The sequence below is a fragment of the Microvirga flocculans ATCC BAA-817 genome, from assembly GCF_000518665.1.
GTDB classification, from domain to species: domain Bacteria; phylum Pseudomonadota; class Alphaproteobacteria; order Rhizobiales; family Beijerinckiaceae; genus Microvirga; species Microvirga flocculans.
Genome location: NZ_JAEA01000007.1, coordinates 193,602 through 208,869, shown reverse-complemented (window position 1 = coordinate 208,869; position 15,268 = coordinate 193,602). Strand labels below are relative to the sequence as shown.

The following is a 15,268-nucleotide window of genomic DNA, read 5'->3' as shown; positions in this document are numbered from 1 at the left end:
TAGCCGACCATGACGCTCCACAATGCCGGTGAGCCATTTGCAGAAGGAATTGCGCTCCGCAGGAACCGCAGGCTGCGGGGCCTTGCACCGTCGTTCCTGGCGAAGCTCCTCGCGGCCATCCAATATGGCAGCCTTGTCGTCGTAACGCCCTCGGGTGAGCGCATCCGCCATGAGAAGCGCAATCCGGGCCCTGAAGCCATTCTCGTCTTGCATCGCTGGCGCGCCCTGCGCCGCCTTGCGAGTCGGGGAGACCTCGGATTCGCGCAAGGGTACATCGACGGCGACTGGACGACGCCCGATCTGACGACGCTGATTGAGCTTGCCGCGATCAATACCGGGGCGCTGACGCGAATCATCAACGGCTTCTGGCCGATGCGCGTGCTGAACCGGATCAACCACCTTCTGCGCGCCAATACGCGCTCAGGAAGCCGCAAGAACATTGCGTTCCATTACGACCTCGGAAACGATTTCTACGAGCTCTGGCTCGACAGAACCATGACTTACTCGTCCGCGCTGTTCACGCGCGGCAATATGAGCCTCGAGGAGGCGCAGGACGCGAAGCTCGACCGCATCGCACAGCTTCTCCAACTCGCATCACGGCAAACGGTTCTCGAAATCGGTTGCGGCTGGGGCGCGCTGGCGAAGAAACTGGCGGACGAGCATGATGCGAGCGTTACGGCGCTGACGCTCTCTAAGGAGCAGCGAGCTCATGCGCTGTCCGTTGCGGAGACGAACGGGCTTGGCGACAGAATCGATATCCGGCTCCAGGACTATCGCGATGTGACCGGAACCTTCGACCGCATCGTTTCCATCGAGATGCTGGAAGCTGTGGGAGAAGCCTATTGGCCGGCCTATTTCTCGACGCTCCGGCGCTGCCTGAAGCCCGGCGGCCGCGCGGTTCTCCAGGTCATCACCATCGCGGAGGACCGGTACGACTCTTACCGCTCGGGAGCCGACTTCATTCAAACGCATATCTTCCCAGGCGGAATGCTTCCCTCGAAGGCATTGCTCAAGAACCATATCGAGGCGGCAGGCCTTGGACTTGCACACGCAGAGAGCTTCGGTTTGAGCTATGCCCAGACTCTCGCCGAGTGGCGGATCCGCTTCCATCGGGCCTGGCCTGATATCGAGAAATTGGGCTTTGACGACCGGTTTCGGCGCATGTGGGACTATTACCTCTGCTACTGCGAAGCTGGCTTCCGCACCAATGCCATCGATGTGGGCCTTTACGTCGTAACCAAAGAATGAGGTGAATTGAGCCATGATCCGGCGACGCGATGTTCTGATCGGTGCGGGAGCCCTTCTGCTCACCCCGAAAGCATCCTTTGCTGCACTTCCGGTTCCTCCTGACGGTCGTCTTACCTTCGACGTCGTCAGGAAGGGCAGCCGCATCGGCGTTCATGAACTCACCTTCACCCGCTCGGGGGAGCGCCTCACGGTCAGCGTCGATGTCGAACTCTCCGTAGGTATCGGGCCCATCAAGTTCTACCGCTACACCCACCGTGTATCGGAGATCTGGCAGGGCGAGGATGTGGTGTCGTTGACGGCGCAGACGAATGACGACGGCCAGAAACTGAGCGTGACATGCGAGCGCACGCCATCCGGCCTCCTCGTCGATTCCACGCGTTCCGGCCGCTACGTCGCTCCCGCGGGAGCGCATCCGGCAACCCACTGGAACCGGGAGATGCTCGACGGGCCGCTCATCAATACCCAGAACGGCGAGCTTTTGCGCCCCGTCGTTATCCGGAAGGGCCGGGACCGTGTTCAGACATCGGCTGGGACGATCGTTCCCGCTCAGCGTTTCGCGTTGAGCGGCCCCATATCGTTCGAAACCTGGTATGATGACACCCCGTCCTGGGTCGGCCTGACCTTCGTGGCGAAGGACGGATCGCAGGTGCTTTACCGCCGCGCGTAAGCCGCCTCGTTCACATCCAGCCTCAAGACAGGTGAGAGGAACGTCTCGTTTCGGGAGCTTCCTCACTCAATCTCCAGGGAACTGGCTTTCGATCCGCCTCCCGGTATGAGTATCGAAAAGGTGAACATGCTTTGCCGGAGCGTCGAGGTGAATCGTATCGCCCGGCCGGATGTCGGTCCGCCCCCGGATCAGGATGCGAAGCGGAATATCTCCCAGTTGCGCATTGATCTGCGTTTCCGATCCGGTCGGCTCGATCACCAGAACGGTCGCGGGCCACCCCGTCTGCGCGACGTCCAGATGCTCCGGTCGGATTCCTAAAGTGACGGCCCTCCCCGATGGAGCTTTCGCGCCTGTCGGCAGTGGCAGGCTGGTACCGTTCGCCAGATGAAGTCCGGTTCCATCGGCGTTGGCTTGACCTTCGATGAAGTTCATCGGTGGCGAGCCTATGAAGGCAGCAACGAACAGATTCGCAGGCCGATCATAGAGATCGAGCGGCGGACCGATTTGCTCCACCTGTCCTGAGTTCATGACGACAATCCGGTCGGCGAGAGTCATGGCCTCAATCTGGTCGTGTGTCACATAGACGGTTGTCGTGCCTAACCGCTGATGCAGTTGCTTCAACTCCGAACGCACCTGAACGCGCAACTTGGCATCAAGGTTGGAGAGAGGCTCGTCGAAGAGGAAGACCGTTGGATCGCGAACGATCGCACGCCCCATGGCGACGCGTTGCCGCTGCCCGCCGGAAAGAGCGCGCGGCTTGCGCTCGAGGAGGGATTGCAGGTTGAGGATCTGCGCAGCCACCTGTACGCGTTCCTCAATCTGGGCCTTAGGCATTCCTCTCAGTTTCAACGCGAAGCCCATATTCTCGCGCACGCTCATGTGAGGGTAGAGGGCATAATTCTGGAATACCATCGCGATATCCCGGTCCTTGGGCGCGACATCGTTGACGACCCGCCCCTCGATTGCGATCTCACCGTCCGTGATATCTTCAAGGCCAGCGATCATCCGCAGCAACGTCGACTTTCCGCATCCCGAAGGACCTACCAGGGCGACAAACTCACCATCGGGAATGGTAACTGAGACGCCGTGCATGACCGCATGGCTGCCATAGGACTTGCGGACGTTCCTGATCTCGACGGTGCCCACCGGCTCACTCCATCATGTTTGCACTGCAAGAGGGAATTTCCCTCCGGACTTTGAGAGGTTTCGCATTCCGCGCTACCAGCGGCGATGCACTTCTTCCGCCCATCCGAGCATATGCTCGATTTCATATCGGCGCCCGGCCTCATCGAACACATGGCCATCGAAGTAGCCAAAGACCTGATGCTCTTTGCTGCAGACGATGAGGCGGTCGAACGACGAGGCGCGATCGTAGAGGGGCGTGAAGACGAGGTCGACGCGCTCGCTCCGAATTGTCCAGGGACGCATCCAGTCGTTTCGGTCATAGGTCCAGATGGTTTCCTGGCTCAATTTCTCGATGCGCCCATCGATCCGCAACGCATTCTCCGTCGAGGGAGTGTTGTCGGTCCATTTCGCGCCGAACTGAAGGCCGATTTCATGGCCATGGGTACGACCGCTCGCGGATGCCCAGTTCCAGGTAATGGAGTAAGGCCAGCGCCCACGGCCGTGATCGAGCGTTGCGTAAGCGGTCGCGCGGTCAACCGAATATTCGCGACCGTCTGCGACGACTCTTCCGCTGACAGGCAGGCAGTTGTCCTTTCGCGTATACTGAAAGCGCCGATCGTCCCATGGCACGACGACGCCCATGGATTCATGGCCCGGCTCTACGATGACGGCGAGGTCGACGTCCAGTCGCGGCGTCTTCGCACGCAGGGTGACACCGGTTGAAGAGGGCAGCATCTCAATTCGCATCCGGTCTCCTCTGCCGACGACGGGACCGGTGCCAGAGCGTTCCGGCATCTCATCGACACGGCTGCGGGGCAGCCAATGAATTTCGGCCTCCGGAATCGCATTCAGACTTTTCAGATCGAGAAAGAACGTCGCGAGGGTAACTCGGTAATCGGAATGAGACACGTTCACGGCAACGATGAGGTCAGGCGTCGTTATGCACCAATACTCGAAGCGTTTGTTGCGTCCCCAACCCTTCAGGTTGGCCCGGTGGAGCGGCTTGCGCGTCCATCCTACCGCGGCGGGATTGAGCCGGCCATTCGGCAGGCAAAGATCGACCTCGCGTGTGAGCTCGCGCTCGACTTTCATCTCGCCCCCAACCATCGCACAAAAGTCCTCTTTAGCGATCATCGTTGTTGCCGAGCAGCAAAAGCTGCCCGAGTTCAGTCCTTCACAAGGAGCTATCCCTTGGTTGCTCCATCGGCCAGCCCCTGAATCAGCCATTTCTGAACGATCAACGCAAAGATGACGACAGGAATGACCGTCAGCGTTCCGACGGCGGTCAAGGCACCCCAGTTCGCGCCGTTCACCGTATCGCCCGCGATCCCGGCAATCGCGACGGGAATGGTGGAGGCATTTCGATTGGTCAGAACGAGCGCGAACAGCAATTCCTCCCATGCCAGGATGACGCTGAAGATGAGAGTCGATATGAGACCGGGCATGGAAATCGGAACGATGATGCGGAAGAACGCCCCCATGCGCGTGCAGCCGTCCAACAGGGCCGCTTCCTCCAGCTCCGCCGGGAGGGCCTTGAAGAAGCCGCGCATCAGCCACATCACATAGGGAATGAGGAAGGTGCAATAGGCAAGGATGAGGGTAATATGCTGGTCGAGGAGTCCGAGATTGCGCGCGACCAGGAACATCGGCACCGCAAGCGCGATCGGGGGAACGCCGCGCGATAACAGGATCAGCACGCCGATCGTCGCTGCGCCCCGTAACTTGATGCGCGCCAGGGCATAGCCCGCCATGGCGCCGGCAAAAATGGAAACGAGGCCAGCGCCAAAAGCAACGATGACGGTATTGAACATGCGACGGGGAACGTCAGCATGGAAAAAATAGCTCGTGTATGTTTCCAGCGTCGGCGCAAAGATGAAGGTTGGCGGCGTCGTGAAGATGTCCCGCGGCATCTTGAATGAGGTCAACACCATCCAGAAGACCGGAAACAAAAAGACGAGACAAGCGAAGACGCCGGAGATGATGCGGACATAGCGTCCGATCCTCGGCTTGCGGCGTTTCTTGATCGGACTAAGCAGAGCACTCACTGCCGCTCCTCCAGCTTCCGGGACCCAACCAGGAAAATTCCCGTGAGCACCATGGTGAGAACGAGGATGATCATCGCCATCGCTGCGGACTCGGCGAATTTGAGCGAGCGGAAAGCCTCCTCATAGATGAAGAGATTGATCACGTTCGTTGCCTGCCCAGGGCCGCCATTGGTCGCCGCAAGAGCGATATCGAACATCTTCACGGCGCCGAGCCATCTGACGATGAAGGTTGCCGCTATGATCGGCAGGAGAAGCGGAAGAGTGATCGACCAGAAAATTCGCCACCAGTTCGCACCGTCGATTTGCGCGGCCTCGAATACGTCTCGCGGCAAGGAAAGAAGTGCGGCGGTGGCGATCAGCGTCACGAAGGGGGTCCAGCGCCACGTATCGATAATGACGAGAGTCATCATGGCGAGGCTCGGGTTGCCGAGCCAGTCCAACGGCTCCAGCCCAAAAAATCCGAGCAGATAGTTTACCAGGCCCCACAAGGGATCGAGAAGCATGCGCCACACGCCGCCGGCTACAACGGGGGCAACGACCATCGGAATGATGAAAAGGGCGCGAACCACGCCGCGTCCTTTCCAGTTGGCATTGATCAGGAAGGCGATCCCGAATCCCAGAACCATCTGCAAAGGGAGAGCGAGGATCAGGTAGGTTCCCGTTACTTTCAGCGAGTTCCAGAAACGGTCGTTCTCCACCACGGCGAGGTAATTGTCCCAGCCGACCCATGTATCCGCTTCGAAGGTGCCGAGGTTCAGCTCTGCGAAGCTGATCCGAAGCGTGTAGAAAATCGGATACGCGAGGACTACAAGGAGGAGGATCGTCGCAGGGGACATGAATGTCCACCGGCTTATCGCATCGACGACCCGTGACAACCCGCGGCTGCGATGAGGCTTGAACGTCCGTTGCTGAACTGTGCTCATGATGACGGTCTTCCGACCTCTTTTTACAGGCGCAGGCGTTCGATCTTGCGCGCGGCGTTGTTCAACGCCTCGGCAGCACTGATCTCGCCGGAAATCGCCCGGCTCGTCTCGTCCGCAAGGATCTGCTGCACAGCATCCGACTTGGGGTGACGCGGGCGCCACATCTGTCCTGCCTCAGCCGCATCGTATCCCTGCTGAAGAGCCGCATAGACGGGAACGAGCCATGCATTCTCAGGCGCTTTCGCAAGCGTCGACTTGCGCGCCGGGAAAACCCCGAGGGTATTGGCATGCCAGACCTCGCCCTCCTTAGAGCTCAGCCATTGGAGGAGAGCCCAGGCGGCCTGCTGGTTGGCGCTCTTCTTGGAGATTGCGCCGCTCCATATGCCGCGATGAGCGCCGGGGCCCTTGGAACCGACCGGCATGACCTGGATGCCAACCTGCTCGGGCTTGAGCGTCGTGGTCGCTGCATCGACAGCGGTTCCTTTGAACACACTGCCCCACATGAACATGGTGGCAACCTGGCCCTGCCGGAACGCTTGGAGCGACTCGTTGAAGCCGTGGCTGACGCCGCCTGGGGGAGCGTATTTCAGGAGATCGATATGGGTCTGGAGAGCCTTCACCCCTGCTTCATTGTTGAAGGCCGGCTTGTTGTCCTTGTCGAGAAGGGCTCCGCCATTGGAGTTGAGGATCGTCTGCCAGATGGTTGGCGTCAGGCTGTCCCTCATGAAGTAGGTGTCGATGGCCCAGGCATCGGGCTTGCCGTCGCCATTTGTATCCTGCACAAGTTTCGGAGCCTGCTGGAAATACTCCGCCCAAGTCAGCTTAGGCGTTGGAGCGGGAAGACCCGCCTTTTCGTAGAGGGCCTTGTTGGTAAACATCAGGAGCAGGTTGGAGCGAAGCGGCACACCATATTGCGCCCCCTTCCATTCTCCAGCCGCTAGCGGCGCCGAGTTGAAATCGTTCCAGTCGTAGTCCGGCGACGTCCAGTTCGCCACGTCCTTCTTCAGATCGAGCAAGGCTCCCGTTTGAGCAAGCTGCGGAATCCAGGGATCGTCGGCGATGATGATATCGTAGGTCGGAACCGCACCGGTAAGATCGAGAACGCTCTTGGGAAGAAGCTCGGCATAGGGAACGCCGTCGATCGTGACCTTGATATGCGGATAAGTCTTGTTGAACTCCGGCACCATGTTGGTTTGCCACTGCTTGGCAAAAGCCTCATTCGCGATCATGCGGATCTGGACCGGCGCATCCGCAGTGCCGAGACCGCTTCCTTCAGCAGCCTGCGACTTTGCAACTCCGGCCGTCGTGAGGGCCAGCACGGCCGAGAGCCGCGCGGCGGTCCAAAACATACGGCTTTTGTTCTTCAAGTGGCTCATCTCCTACCTCCCATCACGCCTTGCGGCGCAGCATGTCACGGCGACAGGAGCGTCGCCGCAGTCATTCGCCTCGCCCTGTTGAGACCTGCCTGGCGGTCGTTTTATTCCAACAGACGAAATTTATTTCTGTTTTTCAAGGGATTCGTACCATCCGCTTGGAAAGTCGTCAACGGCGCAGGATCTCGCGCAGAGAAAAGATGCGGCTTGTGAATGAGTATCGATCACGATGAAGACTAAAGCGCAAAAAAGGAATTTCTCATCGAAAGTTTCAAGGTTTCCCGCAAAGTCAGAGGTGCTCGCGCGGCACTGGCCTTCGATGGGGGCGTCCGCGCCAAAGGCAGCGCCCAAGCTGGATGTCGGCTATTTGGCAATCGCACGTTTTGCTTTAAGATCGATGAAATTTCGTATATTGGAAATAAATTCTGAAAGTTGACGAGGATGGTATGGACTGCTAGCTCTTGTGAAAAGTGAACGGTTTTCCTTTTTCAGATGCGCCAAGGATGGACAGGACCAGACCTGCCGCTCACCGCGGGCATCTTTTGCCGAAGGCAAAACCCTTCTTCGAGCCTCGCACAGTGGGGCGGGGCTCACCTTCGTCTGGTTTCGATTTGTCAGGTAACGGCGCAAGACAAGGAACATAAAGGTGGCTGCAGCGCTCGAAGGGATCAAGGTTCTCGATCTGTCGCGAGTGCTGGCTGGGCCCTGGGCGACGATGACTTTGGGAGATTTGGGAGCCCAGATCTGGAAAGTCGAACATCCATCGAGCGGAGACGACACACGCTCATGGTCGCCACCTTCAGTGGACGGCATCTCGACTTATTATCTTGCGGCGAACAGAAACAAGCGCAGCATCGCAGTCGATATCAGCAGCCAAGACGGCCGGAAGATCGTCACGGAATTGATTGCGCAGGCCGACATCCTGGTTGAGAACTTCAAGGCGTCCAGTCTGCGCAAGCTCAATTTGACCTTTGAGGAAACGCGCAAGATCAATCCTCGTCTGATCCATTGCTCCATATCCGGCTACGGGCGCGACAACCCGCTTGAAGATCGTCCGGGATACGACTTCATTCTCCAGGCGGAATGCGGGTTCATGGCCATCACGGGCGATCCGGCCGGCGAGCCGATGCGCCTCGGGGTCGCTTTCATCGACCTCGTTTCAGGCATGAATGCGGTACAGGCCATTTTGGCTGCGCTTTACGTGCGAGAACGCACCGGTAAAGGCCAGTTCATCGACATCGGCCTCTCCGACAGCGCCCTGTTCTTTCTGGCCAACATCGCATCGGGTTATCTCAATACCGGCAAGGATCCGAAACGTTTCGGGAATGCCCATCCAAGCATCGTTCCGTACCAGCTCTTTCACTGCGTCGATGGCATCTTTGCCCTTGCCGTCGGCAATGACGAGCAATACCGGCGCTTGTGCATGAATGTCCTAAGCGATGCATCATTGGTCGAAGACGACCGCTATCGCACCAATCAAGCCAGAACGGTTCATCGCGATGAGCTGATCTCAAAGCTTCAGGCGGCTTTCGCATCCTTGAGCTTGGAAGATCTCATGAGAAAGCTGCGGCAAAACTCCATTCCTGCAGGCGAAGTGAAGACCGTCTCTGAGGCCTTCTCCTCCGAGCATGCCCAATCCAGGAAGGTCGTTGTGGAAGCAACTCATCCGACCCTTGGGACGGTTCGCACGGTCCGCAGTCCTTTGCGTCTGTCCGGAACACCGCCAGTCGATCCTACTGCACCGCCTCTGCTCGGGGAGCATACCGACAGCATCCTGCGGGAAGTCCTGTCGTACTCGGAGGCGGACATCGCGTCCCTGCGCGCTGCGGGAGTCATTGCATGACTGCGAATGGAACAGCGTCGCTGGAACGGCAGACGCTCTCTCTTCTTCTCTCGACAGTCGAGCGCTTTGTCCAGGAGCGTCTGAGACCTCTCGAAAGACAGGTTGCGGATGAGGAGCGCATCCCCGACGAGATCGTGCAGGAGATGCGCGATCTCGGCATGTTCGGACTGACCATTCCGGAAGAATATGGCGGTCTTGGCCTCTCCGTCGAGCAGGAGGTCGAAGTCGCATTCCTGTTGGGGCGAACGTCCCCCGCCTTCCGCTCCCGGATCGGAACCAATATCGGCATTGGATCGCAAGGCATCGTCATTGACGGAACGCCCGAGCAGAAACGACGCTATCTTCCCCGTCTCGCATCGGGTGAGATGACAGGCTCTTTCTGCCTGACCGAGCCGGAAGCGGGAACGGATGCGGGCTCACTCCGAACCGTCGGCCTGCGCGACGGCGACGACTATGTCATTACAGGAACCAAACGCTTCATCACGAATGCGCCGCAAGCCAGCCTGTTCACTGTTTTCGCGAGAACCGATCCTGCAAGCCGCACGGCCAGCGGAATATCGGCATTCCTGGTCGAAGCCGGTCTTCCAGGAATTGCCTTGGGCCCGGTCGACAGGAAAATGGGCCAGCAAGGTGCGCAGACCTGCGACGTGATTTTCGACGCAGTTCGTGTTCCGGCTTCGGCTATCGTCGGTGGGCCTGCGAAAGAAGGGCATGGTTTCAAAACCGCCATGAAGGTGCTCGACCGTGGGCGGCTTCACATCGCGGCCATCTGCGTTGGAGCGGCCGAACGGCTCATCGCCGATAGCCTTGCCTACGCCATGACGCGCAAGCAGTTCGGGCAGCCGATTGCGCAGTTTCAGCTCATCCAGGCCATGCTGGCGGATATGCGCGCTGAAGCCTTCGCGGCCCGTTGCATGGTCATGGAAACTGCGCGCCGCAAGGATCTCGGAATCGATGTCTCCACGGATGCGGCGTGCTGCAAGATGTTCGCGAGCGAGATGGTGGGACGTGCGGCCGATAAGGCGGTTCAGATCCACGGGGGCGCCGGATATATGATGGAATATGGCGTTGAACGGTTCTTCCGCGATGTCCGCCTCTTCCGCATCTACGAGGGAACGACCCAGCTCCAGCAGATTTTGATTGCACGGAACATGATTCGGGAAGCCAGTCGGGTCTCCTAGAACCATGGGCACTTGAGACTGAAGGGAAGCCTCTGCAGCGGATGCGAAGAAACGACCGTGCTATTCTATGTTATAACCCTATGATAGTACGATGCGGATCATTGAAACCTCTCGGCAACGAAACTTGAGACCTGAATGCGCAAACGTGAAACTGCTCTGCTTCCAGGCTCTGGAAAAGAACTCGGCGAGGAACGAGATCCCCAGTTCGTGACGGCGCTCGCCCGAGGTCTCGAGATCCTGCGGGCCTTCCGGCGTGGAGATCCTCCCCTGGGGAACCAGGAAATTGCGCGGCGCACGGGCCTTCCCAAGGCGACCGTCTCACGTCTGACTTATACGTTGGGAGTTCTCGGCTATCTCAAATACTCTCCCGACGATTCCCGATACAGCCTTTCGACGGCGGCGCTTGCATTGGGCTTCAGCGCCCTGGGCAGCGTCGCCGTACGCGACATCGCCCGGCCCTACATGCAATCTCTGGCTGATGAAACAGGTGTCTCTGTCGCTCTCGGCGCCCGCGACGGAAAGTCCATGGTCTATCTCGAACATTGCCGCGGGGACAGCCCCCTGCATATGGGCATCGAAGTCGGGTCCCATATCAAGATGGCAACATCTGCGATGGGGCGCGCCTATCTGGCTGCGCTTCCTCAAGCCGAACGCGATCAGTTTCTTGAGCGGTTGAAAGCAGATCCGGTTTCATGGCCAAAGCTGCGGGATGGGATCAGCCAAGCGGTTCAAGATCTGTCGGAGCGCGGCTTCGTTCTCTCGATCGGCGAGTGGAAAGAGCAGGTCAATGCGGTCGGAGTGCCGCTGGCCCTCGGGACCGGAACGCTCCTGTTCGCCCTAAACTGTGGCGGGCCCGCCATCATCCTCACCCGAGAGCAACTCGTCGAGCGGGTCGGTCCGCGCCTGGTCGAGATCGCCAAGGCGATCATTGCCGATATGAACGGATTGCAAGCCTCTGCTTGAGGACTTCGGCGCCGGCATGAGTTCATGCCGGGCAGGCCTGACCTTGATTCACGCTATGCGTTGCGCTCGAGGATGCGCGATACGGCCGGGATCTTTGCTGCGGCTTCCGCGGCTGAAAGCAACTTCGGGCAGTTCTGCGCAAACCAGGCACGCCCCGGCCTCCAGGCAGACATGACCGCGAGATAAAGATCGACCGCCGTCAATTGGGGGCCGAGCGCATAAGGAGATGGGGAGATCAGTGTCTCTATGGACTGCCAGATCCGGTTGCGACGGGCATCGCTCTCTGCGCGGAGGGCCGAGGCGGCGGCATCGTCGAGCCCGAACTGCTTCGGGTCGTCCCCGAAAGTGAAGGTGGGATAGATCGCGGCAACCAGAACGATCATCAGATTGAAGAATGCCGCTCGGCTGTCGACATCGGACGGAACGAGACCCGCCTGGGGCGCAACATCGTGGATGTGCAGCAGCATGGCGGCGCTCTCGGTCATCACGTTGCCGTTCGGAAGAATCAGCGTCGGAACCTGTCCCAAGGGGTTGAGCGACAACAGTCGATCCCGCTCGAGACCGGGCTCGAGATAAGGGATCATCGTCACACGATGCGGCAGCCCTGCGAGCGCCAGCGCCATCTCGATCACGGCCGAGCCGCAGCCCTTGGAGGCAATCAGTTCATATTCCGACATTTCGCATCCTCTTTGAATTCAGTGACGGTTTCAGCCGATCCAGCTGGACAAGCGCTGCATGATGCCGGTCATGGCCGAGACCGATCCGACTACGTCGTTTGGCTTTTCAAGTCCATGATCCAGATCGGGAACGACGAGGACCTCCGCTCCCCGGCGCCGCGCGGCATCGAGATGCTCCTCGTTATAGTGAGGATCGGCCGAGCCGATGACGATGATCGAGCGTTGCGCGCAACGTGCCATGCCTTCGGGCACTCCGGGTGTGCGAAAGCCCGGAGTAAGCCATATCAGTTCGGCATCTGCGAGTTCAGACCGGCCGGGAACGACCATTGCCATTGCTGCCGTTCCGGCCGATTTGCCGATGATGGTAAGACGCTCATAACGACCCAGGGATTCGATCGCGTCGAATACCGCCGTTGCATCGGACCGGATCCAGGCCAGCTTCTCATCGTCGGAGGCGGCGAGGAAGTCAGGCATCAGGTCGTAGGTGTAGTCGACTGTGAGCACGTCGGCACCCCGTGCAAGCATCAAGGCGCGGCTGTAGTAGAGAGCCGGCATCGTCGTGCGATAGCCGAAACCGGGCAGAAGGATGGCCAGATGACGGCTCTGCTCGTGCATCCGGTTCAGGGCGTTCGGCACATGCAAGCCGCGATGGCCGGTGATGGGCAAGGTCTCAATGGGCATGGTGCATCTTCACAGGGAATCGACGAAACGTCATCGTCTCTGGCGCCGCAAGGAATGAATTTCGGTGGGAAAAGGCTCAGGCCGTCAGATCGACATCCATCTCGAACTGGCCGATCGGTGTCCGTTCGAAACCCATATATGCCATGAACGCCCGAGCGAGATCTTCGGGAACATTAGCGGTCATGAGCAGGTCCTGCCCCGGATGGGTCGCCGCCAGAGCTGAGATCATCGCTTGTCCCAGGCCGCGCCGCCGCGCGTTACGGTTTACGATGATTGTCCGCAGGGCGAGGCCTGACGGTTGCGGCGTCGGCTCCACGATGGCGAAAGCCTCTCCCGCAAGAGACAATCCGCGTGCAGGCGCCGCCATCGTGGCCAGGGTTTCCGCGGCCAGGAACCATGGAAGATCGGGCGGTCCTTCCTCGGCAACCTTCCGGGCGATCGACAGCGGGTCGATCTCAGTGAGCTCGAGTGCGGTTGAGAGCGTCGCGGCCGAAGCGGGGCGGCGATAGCCGATCAACCGGCGACGGACCTTGAATCCGAGACTGCTGTAAAGGCGCACCGCGGGTTCGTTGGTATCGATAACCTCGAGCATCAGTCGACGGTCGCCAAGCTCGCGCAGTTCGTGGATGACGTCACCCAATGCGCGCCGTCCGAGACCTTTGGCGCGGTAGGCGGGAACGATGCCCATCGCGGCGATCCTGGCCGTCCAGCCGCGGCGGGCCACGAGAATGATGGCGACCGGATGGTCGCCTTCCATGAGCACGCGGCTGGCGCGCAGGTCGAGGGCTTCGCGGCGGAAGCGCGCGTTGAACATGTCGCCGTTGATCGCCTGGGGTATGACATAGCCTTCGAAACAGGCGGTCATGATCTCTGCAAGTGCGGTCGTCGTGAACGTGAGAGCGGGGTGGCTGACCACGCCGGAAGGCAAGGACATTGGGAGCGTCTCCAAGGAGTTTGTCTGGATTGGATGTCGGTCTCGATGGCAGGAAAGAAAGAAGGCTAGTTCGACGGAAGCCATCGCGCGATCTGTTCGTGGGTCAGGTTCGCGCCGCACAGGACGGTCGCTATCCGGCTTCCTGAATAGTCCTGACGATGTGCCAGAAGGCCGGCGAGACCTGCAGCGCCAGCCGGCTCGACAATACTGCCGAGATGCCGCCGGATGAGCCTCATGGCCTCGAGGATCGCTTCGTCGTTGACGAGCATCACCTCGTCGACGGTCCCCTTCATGGTATCGACGGCAAAGCTCACGGGCACTCGCACGGCAATGCCGTCGGCGATCGTGTCGACGGCCGGCATCTGCGTGAGCCGTCCCGACGAGAAGGAATGTGCCATGCATGGCGCTCCCTCTGCCGCGACTGCGACGACCCGGGTCCGGGGCGAGCGGTGCTTGAGCCAGCATCCCATCCCTGTCGCGAGTGCACCGTTGCCCAACGGGATGAACACGGCATCGAGGTCTGGAAGGGCGGCTGAGATCTCCAGCGCGACTGTGCCCGCTCCCTCTGCAATGGCAGGCTCGGCTCCATCCTCGACGAAGCGGAAACCCTTTCCCGCGGCGAAGGCCATCGCCTCCGCCTTGGCGTCGTCGAGGTCGCGTCCATGGAGGATGACGTGGGCACCAAACCCGCGCATGGCCTCTATCTTGAGCGGGCTCGCCGTTTCGGCGGCAAAGACGATGACCTTGTGCCCGGCCCGAGCAGCCGCATAGGTGAGGCCTTGACCGAAATTGCCGGCCGATGCCGCGACCAGAGTGCTGGCTTCGTTCAGTTCACGGGCGACGAACAGGCCGGCGCCGCGGCCCTTGAAGGAGCGGATCGGGTTATCGGTCTCGTCCTTCAGCCATAGGGACAGCCCGAGATGCCGGTCGAGATCCGGCGATGTCCTCAGGGCGGAGTCGAGAAAAACGGGCGGGATGAGCCGGGGCGCCTCGGCGATCCGGGCAGGTGACAGGGCTGGAGTAATCATGGCACAAGCCTAGCAGCAGTTTGTGCCGCGCGGCCCCGATTTTGGCCGCTCGAACGCTGAAATCTCGCGCCTTAAGATCATTATTTGCGGAATCTTCGCATGGCAGATCTCGATGACCTCGACATCAAAATCCTCGACATGGTCCAGGAGGATGCCGAGCGACCCAGTGAAGCCATTGCCTATGAGGTCGGGCTCTCAGCCTCGGCCGTGCAGCGGCGTATCTCGCGCCTCAAGCGGGACGGCATCATCGAGAAGGTTGTGGCTGTGGTCGAGCCGCGGACGCTCGGCCGTACCGTGACGGTGCTGGTCGGCGTGGAGATCGACAACGAGCGCCGTAATGCTCTCGACCAATTCCAGCGATGGGTCGCGGAAGCGCCGGAGGTGCAGTCCTGCTGGTATGTCACGGGCGATGCCGACTACATGCTTCTCGTCTCGACGCGCGATCTCGACGGCTACAATGCCTTCATCGAGCGGCTGATGACCGAGCAGCCTGTGGTGCGCAAGTACAAGAGCCTGATCGCGCTCAAGACGATCAAGCGCGGCCTGAAGATCGCAACGGGCGATTGAAGCGAAAAGGGCG

At 60.0% G+C, this 15,268-nt stretch carries 15 protein-coding genes; 6 read left to right on the top strand and 9 right to left on the bottom strand.

Going from position 1 to position 15,268, the window contains the following annotated elements:
- The first annotated feature begins 9 nt into the window (after positions 1-9).
- On the top strand, positions 10-1,248 hold the full coding sequence (locus tag L879_RS0109360; RefSeq protein ID WP_027315876.1) for an SAM-dependent methyltransferase: 1,239 nt from the start codon (positions 10-12) through the stop codon (positions 1,246-1,248).
- A gap of 13 nt (positions 1,249-1,261) precedes the next feature.
- The gene (locus L879_RS0109355; protein WP_027315875.1) at positions 1,262-1,915 is read left to right on the top strand and encodes a DUF6134 family protein; all 654 of its coding nucleotides are present in this window, start codon (positions 1,262-1,264) and stop codon (positions 1,913-1,915) included.
- 66 nt (positions 1,916-1,981) lie between these two features.
- Here L879_RS0109355 and L879_RS0109350 read toward each other — a convergent pair whose 3' ends face one another.
- The 5 genes from L879_RS0109350 to L879_RS0109330 form a co-directional block, all read right to left on the bottom strand.
- The gene (locus L879_RS0109350; protein WP_027315874.1) at positions 1,982-3,061 is read right to left on the bottom strand and encodes an ABC transporter ATP-binding protein; all 1,080 of its coding nucleotides are present in this window, start codon (positions 3,059-3,061) and stop codon (positions 1,982-1,984) included.
- A 72-nt stretch (positions 3,062-3,133) separates the two neighbouring features.
- Positions 3,134-4,174, bottom strand: a complete 1,041-nt coding sequence (locus tag L879_RS0109345) for a DUF2804 domain-containing protein (protein WP_210163816.1) — start codon at positions 4,172-4,174, stop codon at positions 3,134-3,136.
- Positions 4,175-4,224: 50 nt separating this feature from the next.
- On the bottom strand, positions 4,225-5,085 hold the full coding sequence (locus tag L879_RS0109340; protein WP_245265199.1) for a carbohydrate ABC transporter permease: 861 nt from the start codon (positions 5,083-5,085) through the stop codon (positions 4,225-4,227).
- Positions 5,082-5,921, bottom strand: a complete 840-nt coding sequence (locus L879_RS0109335) for a carbohydrate ABC transporter permease (RefSeq protein WP_027315871.1) — start codon at positions 5,919-5,921, stop codon at positions 5,082-5,084. Before L879_RS0109335 ends, L879_RS0109340 begins: the two co-directional genes overlap by 4 nt.
- Before the next feature lie 110 nt (positions 5,922-6,031).
- Entirely contained in the window at positions 6,032-7,357 is a 1,326-nt protein-coding gene (locus L879_RS0109330; protein WP_084020865.1) for an ABC transporter substrate-binding protein, read from the bottom strand.
- Between the two features lie 670 nt (positions 7,358-8,027).
- Here L879_RS0109330 and L879_RS0109325 point away from each other — a divergent pair.
- The 3 genes from L879_RS0109325 (at position 8,028) to L879_RS0109315 (ending at position 11,368) form a co-directional block, all read left to right on the top strand.
- Positions 8,028-9,224, top strand: coding sequence for a CaiB/BaiF CoA transferase family protein (locus L879_RS0109325; RefSeq protein WP_035459165.1), 1,197 nt, complete (start codon positions 8,028-8,030; stop codon positions 9,222-9,224).
- Positions 9,221-10,405, top strand: a complete 1,185-nt coding sequence (locus tag L879_RS0109320; protein ID WP_035459163.1) for an acyl-CoA dehydrogenase family protein — start codon at positions 9,221-9,223, stop codon at positions 10,403-10,405. The genes L879_RS0109325 and L879_RS0109320 overlap by 4 nt, the downstream gene beginning before the upstream one ends.
- A gap of 135 nt (positions 10,406-10,540) precedes the next feature.
- Positions 10,541-11,368, top strand: a complete 828-nt coding sequence (locus L879_RS0109315; RefSeq protein WP_027315867.1) for an IclR family transcriptional regulator — start codon at positions 10,541-10,543, stop codon at positions 11,366-11,368.
- A 53-nt stretch (positions 11,369-11,421) separates the two neighbouring features.
- Here the strand turns inward: L879_RS0109315 and L879_RS0109310 are convergent, their stop codons facing one another.
- From L879_RS0109310 to L879_RS0109295, 4 genes are all read right to left on the bottom strand, one after another.
- Positions 11,422-12,045, bottom strand: a complete 624-nt coding sequence (locus L879_RS0109310; RefSeq protein ID WP_027315866.1) for a glutathione S-transferase family protein — start codon at positions 12,043-12,045, stop codon at positions 11,422-11,424.
- 30 nt (positions 12,046-12,075) lie between these two features.
- Positions 12,076-12,726: an alpha/beta hydrolase gene (locus L879_RS0109305; protein ID WP_027315865.1), complete on the bottom strand. Its 651-nt coding sequence runs from the start codon at positions 12,724-12,726 to the stop codon at positions 12,076-12,078.
- A gap of 76 nt (positions 12,727-12,802) precedes the next feature.
- Positions 12,803-13,654: a GNAT family N-acetyltransferase gene (locus L879_RS0109300; RefSeq protein ID WP_183501364.1), complete on the bottom strand. Its 852-nt coding sequence runs from the start codon at positions 13,652-13,654 to the stop codon at positions 12,803-12,805.
- A 71-nt stretch (positions 13,655-13,725) separates the two neighbouring features.
- Positions 13,726-14,688, bottom strand: coding sequence for a threonine ammonia-lyase (locus L879_RS0109295; protein WP_027315863.1), 963 nt, complete (start codon positions 14,686-14,688; stop codon positions 13,726-13,728).
- Positions 14,689-14,787: 99 nt separating this feature from the next.
- Here L879_RS0109295 and L879_RS0109290 point away from each other — a divergent pair, with 99 nt between their 5' ends.
- Positions 14,788-15,255, top strand: coding sequence for an Lrp/AsnC family transcriptional regulator (locus L879_RS0109290; RefSeq protein ID WP_084020861.1), 468 nt, complete (start codon positions 14,788-14,790; stop codon positions 15,253-15,255).
- The last annotated feature ends 13 nt before the right edge of the window (positions 15,256-15,268 follow it).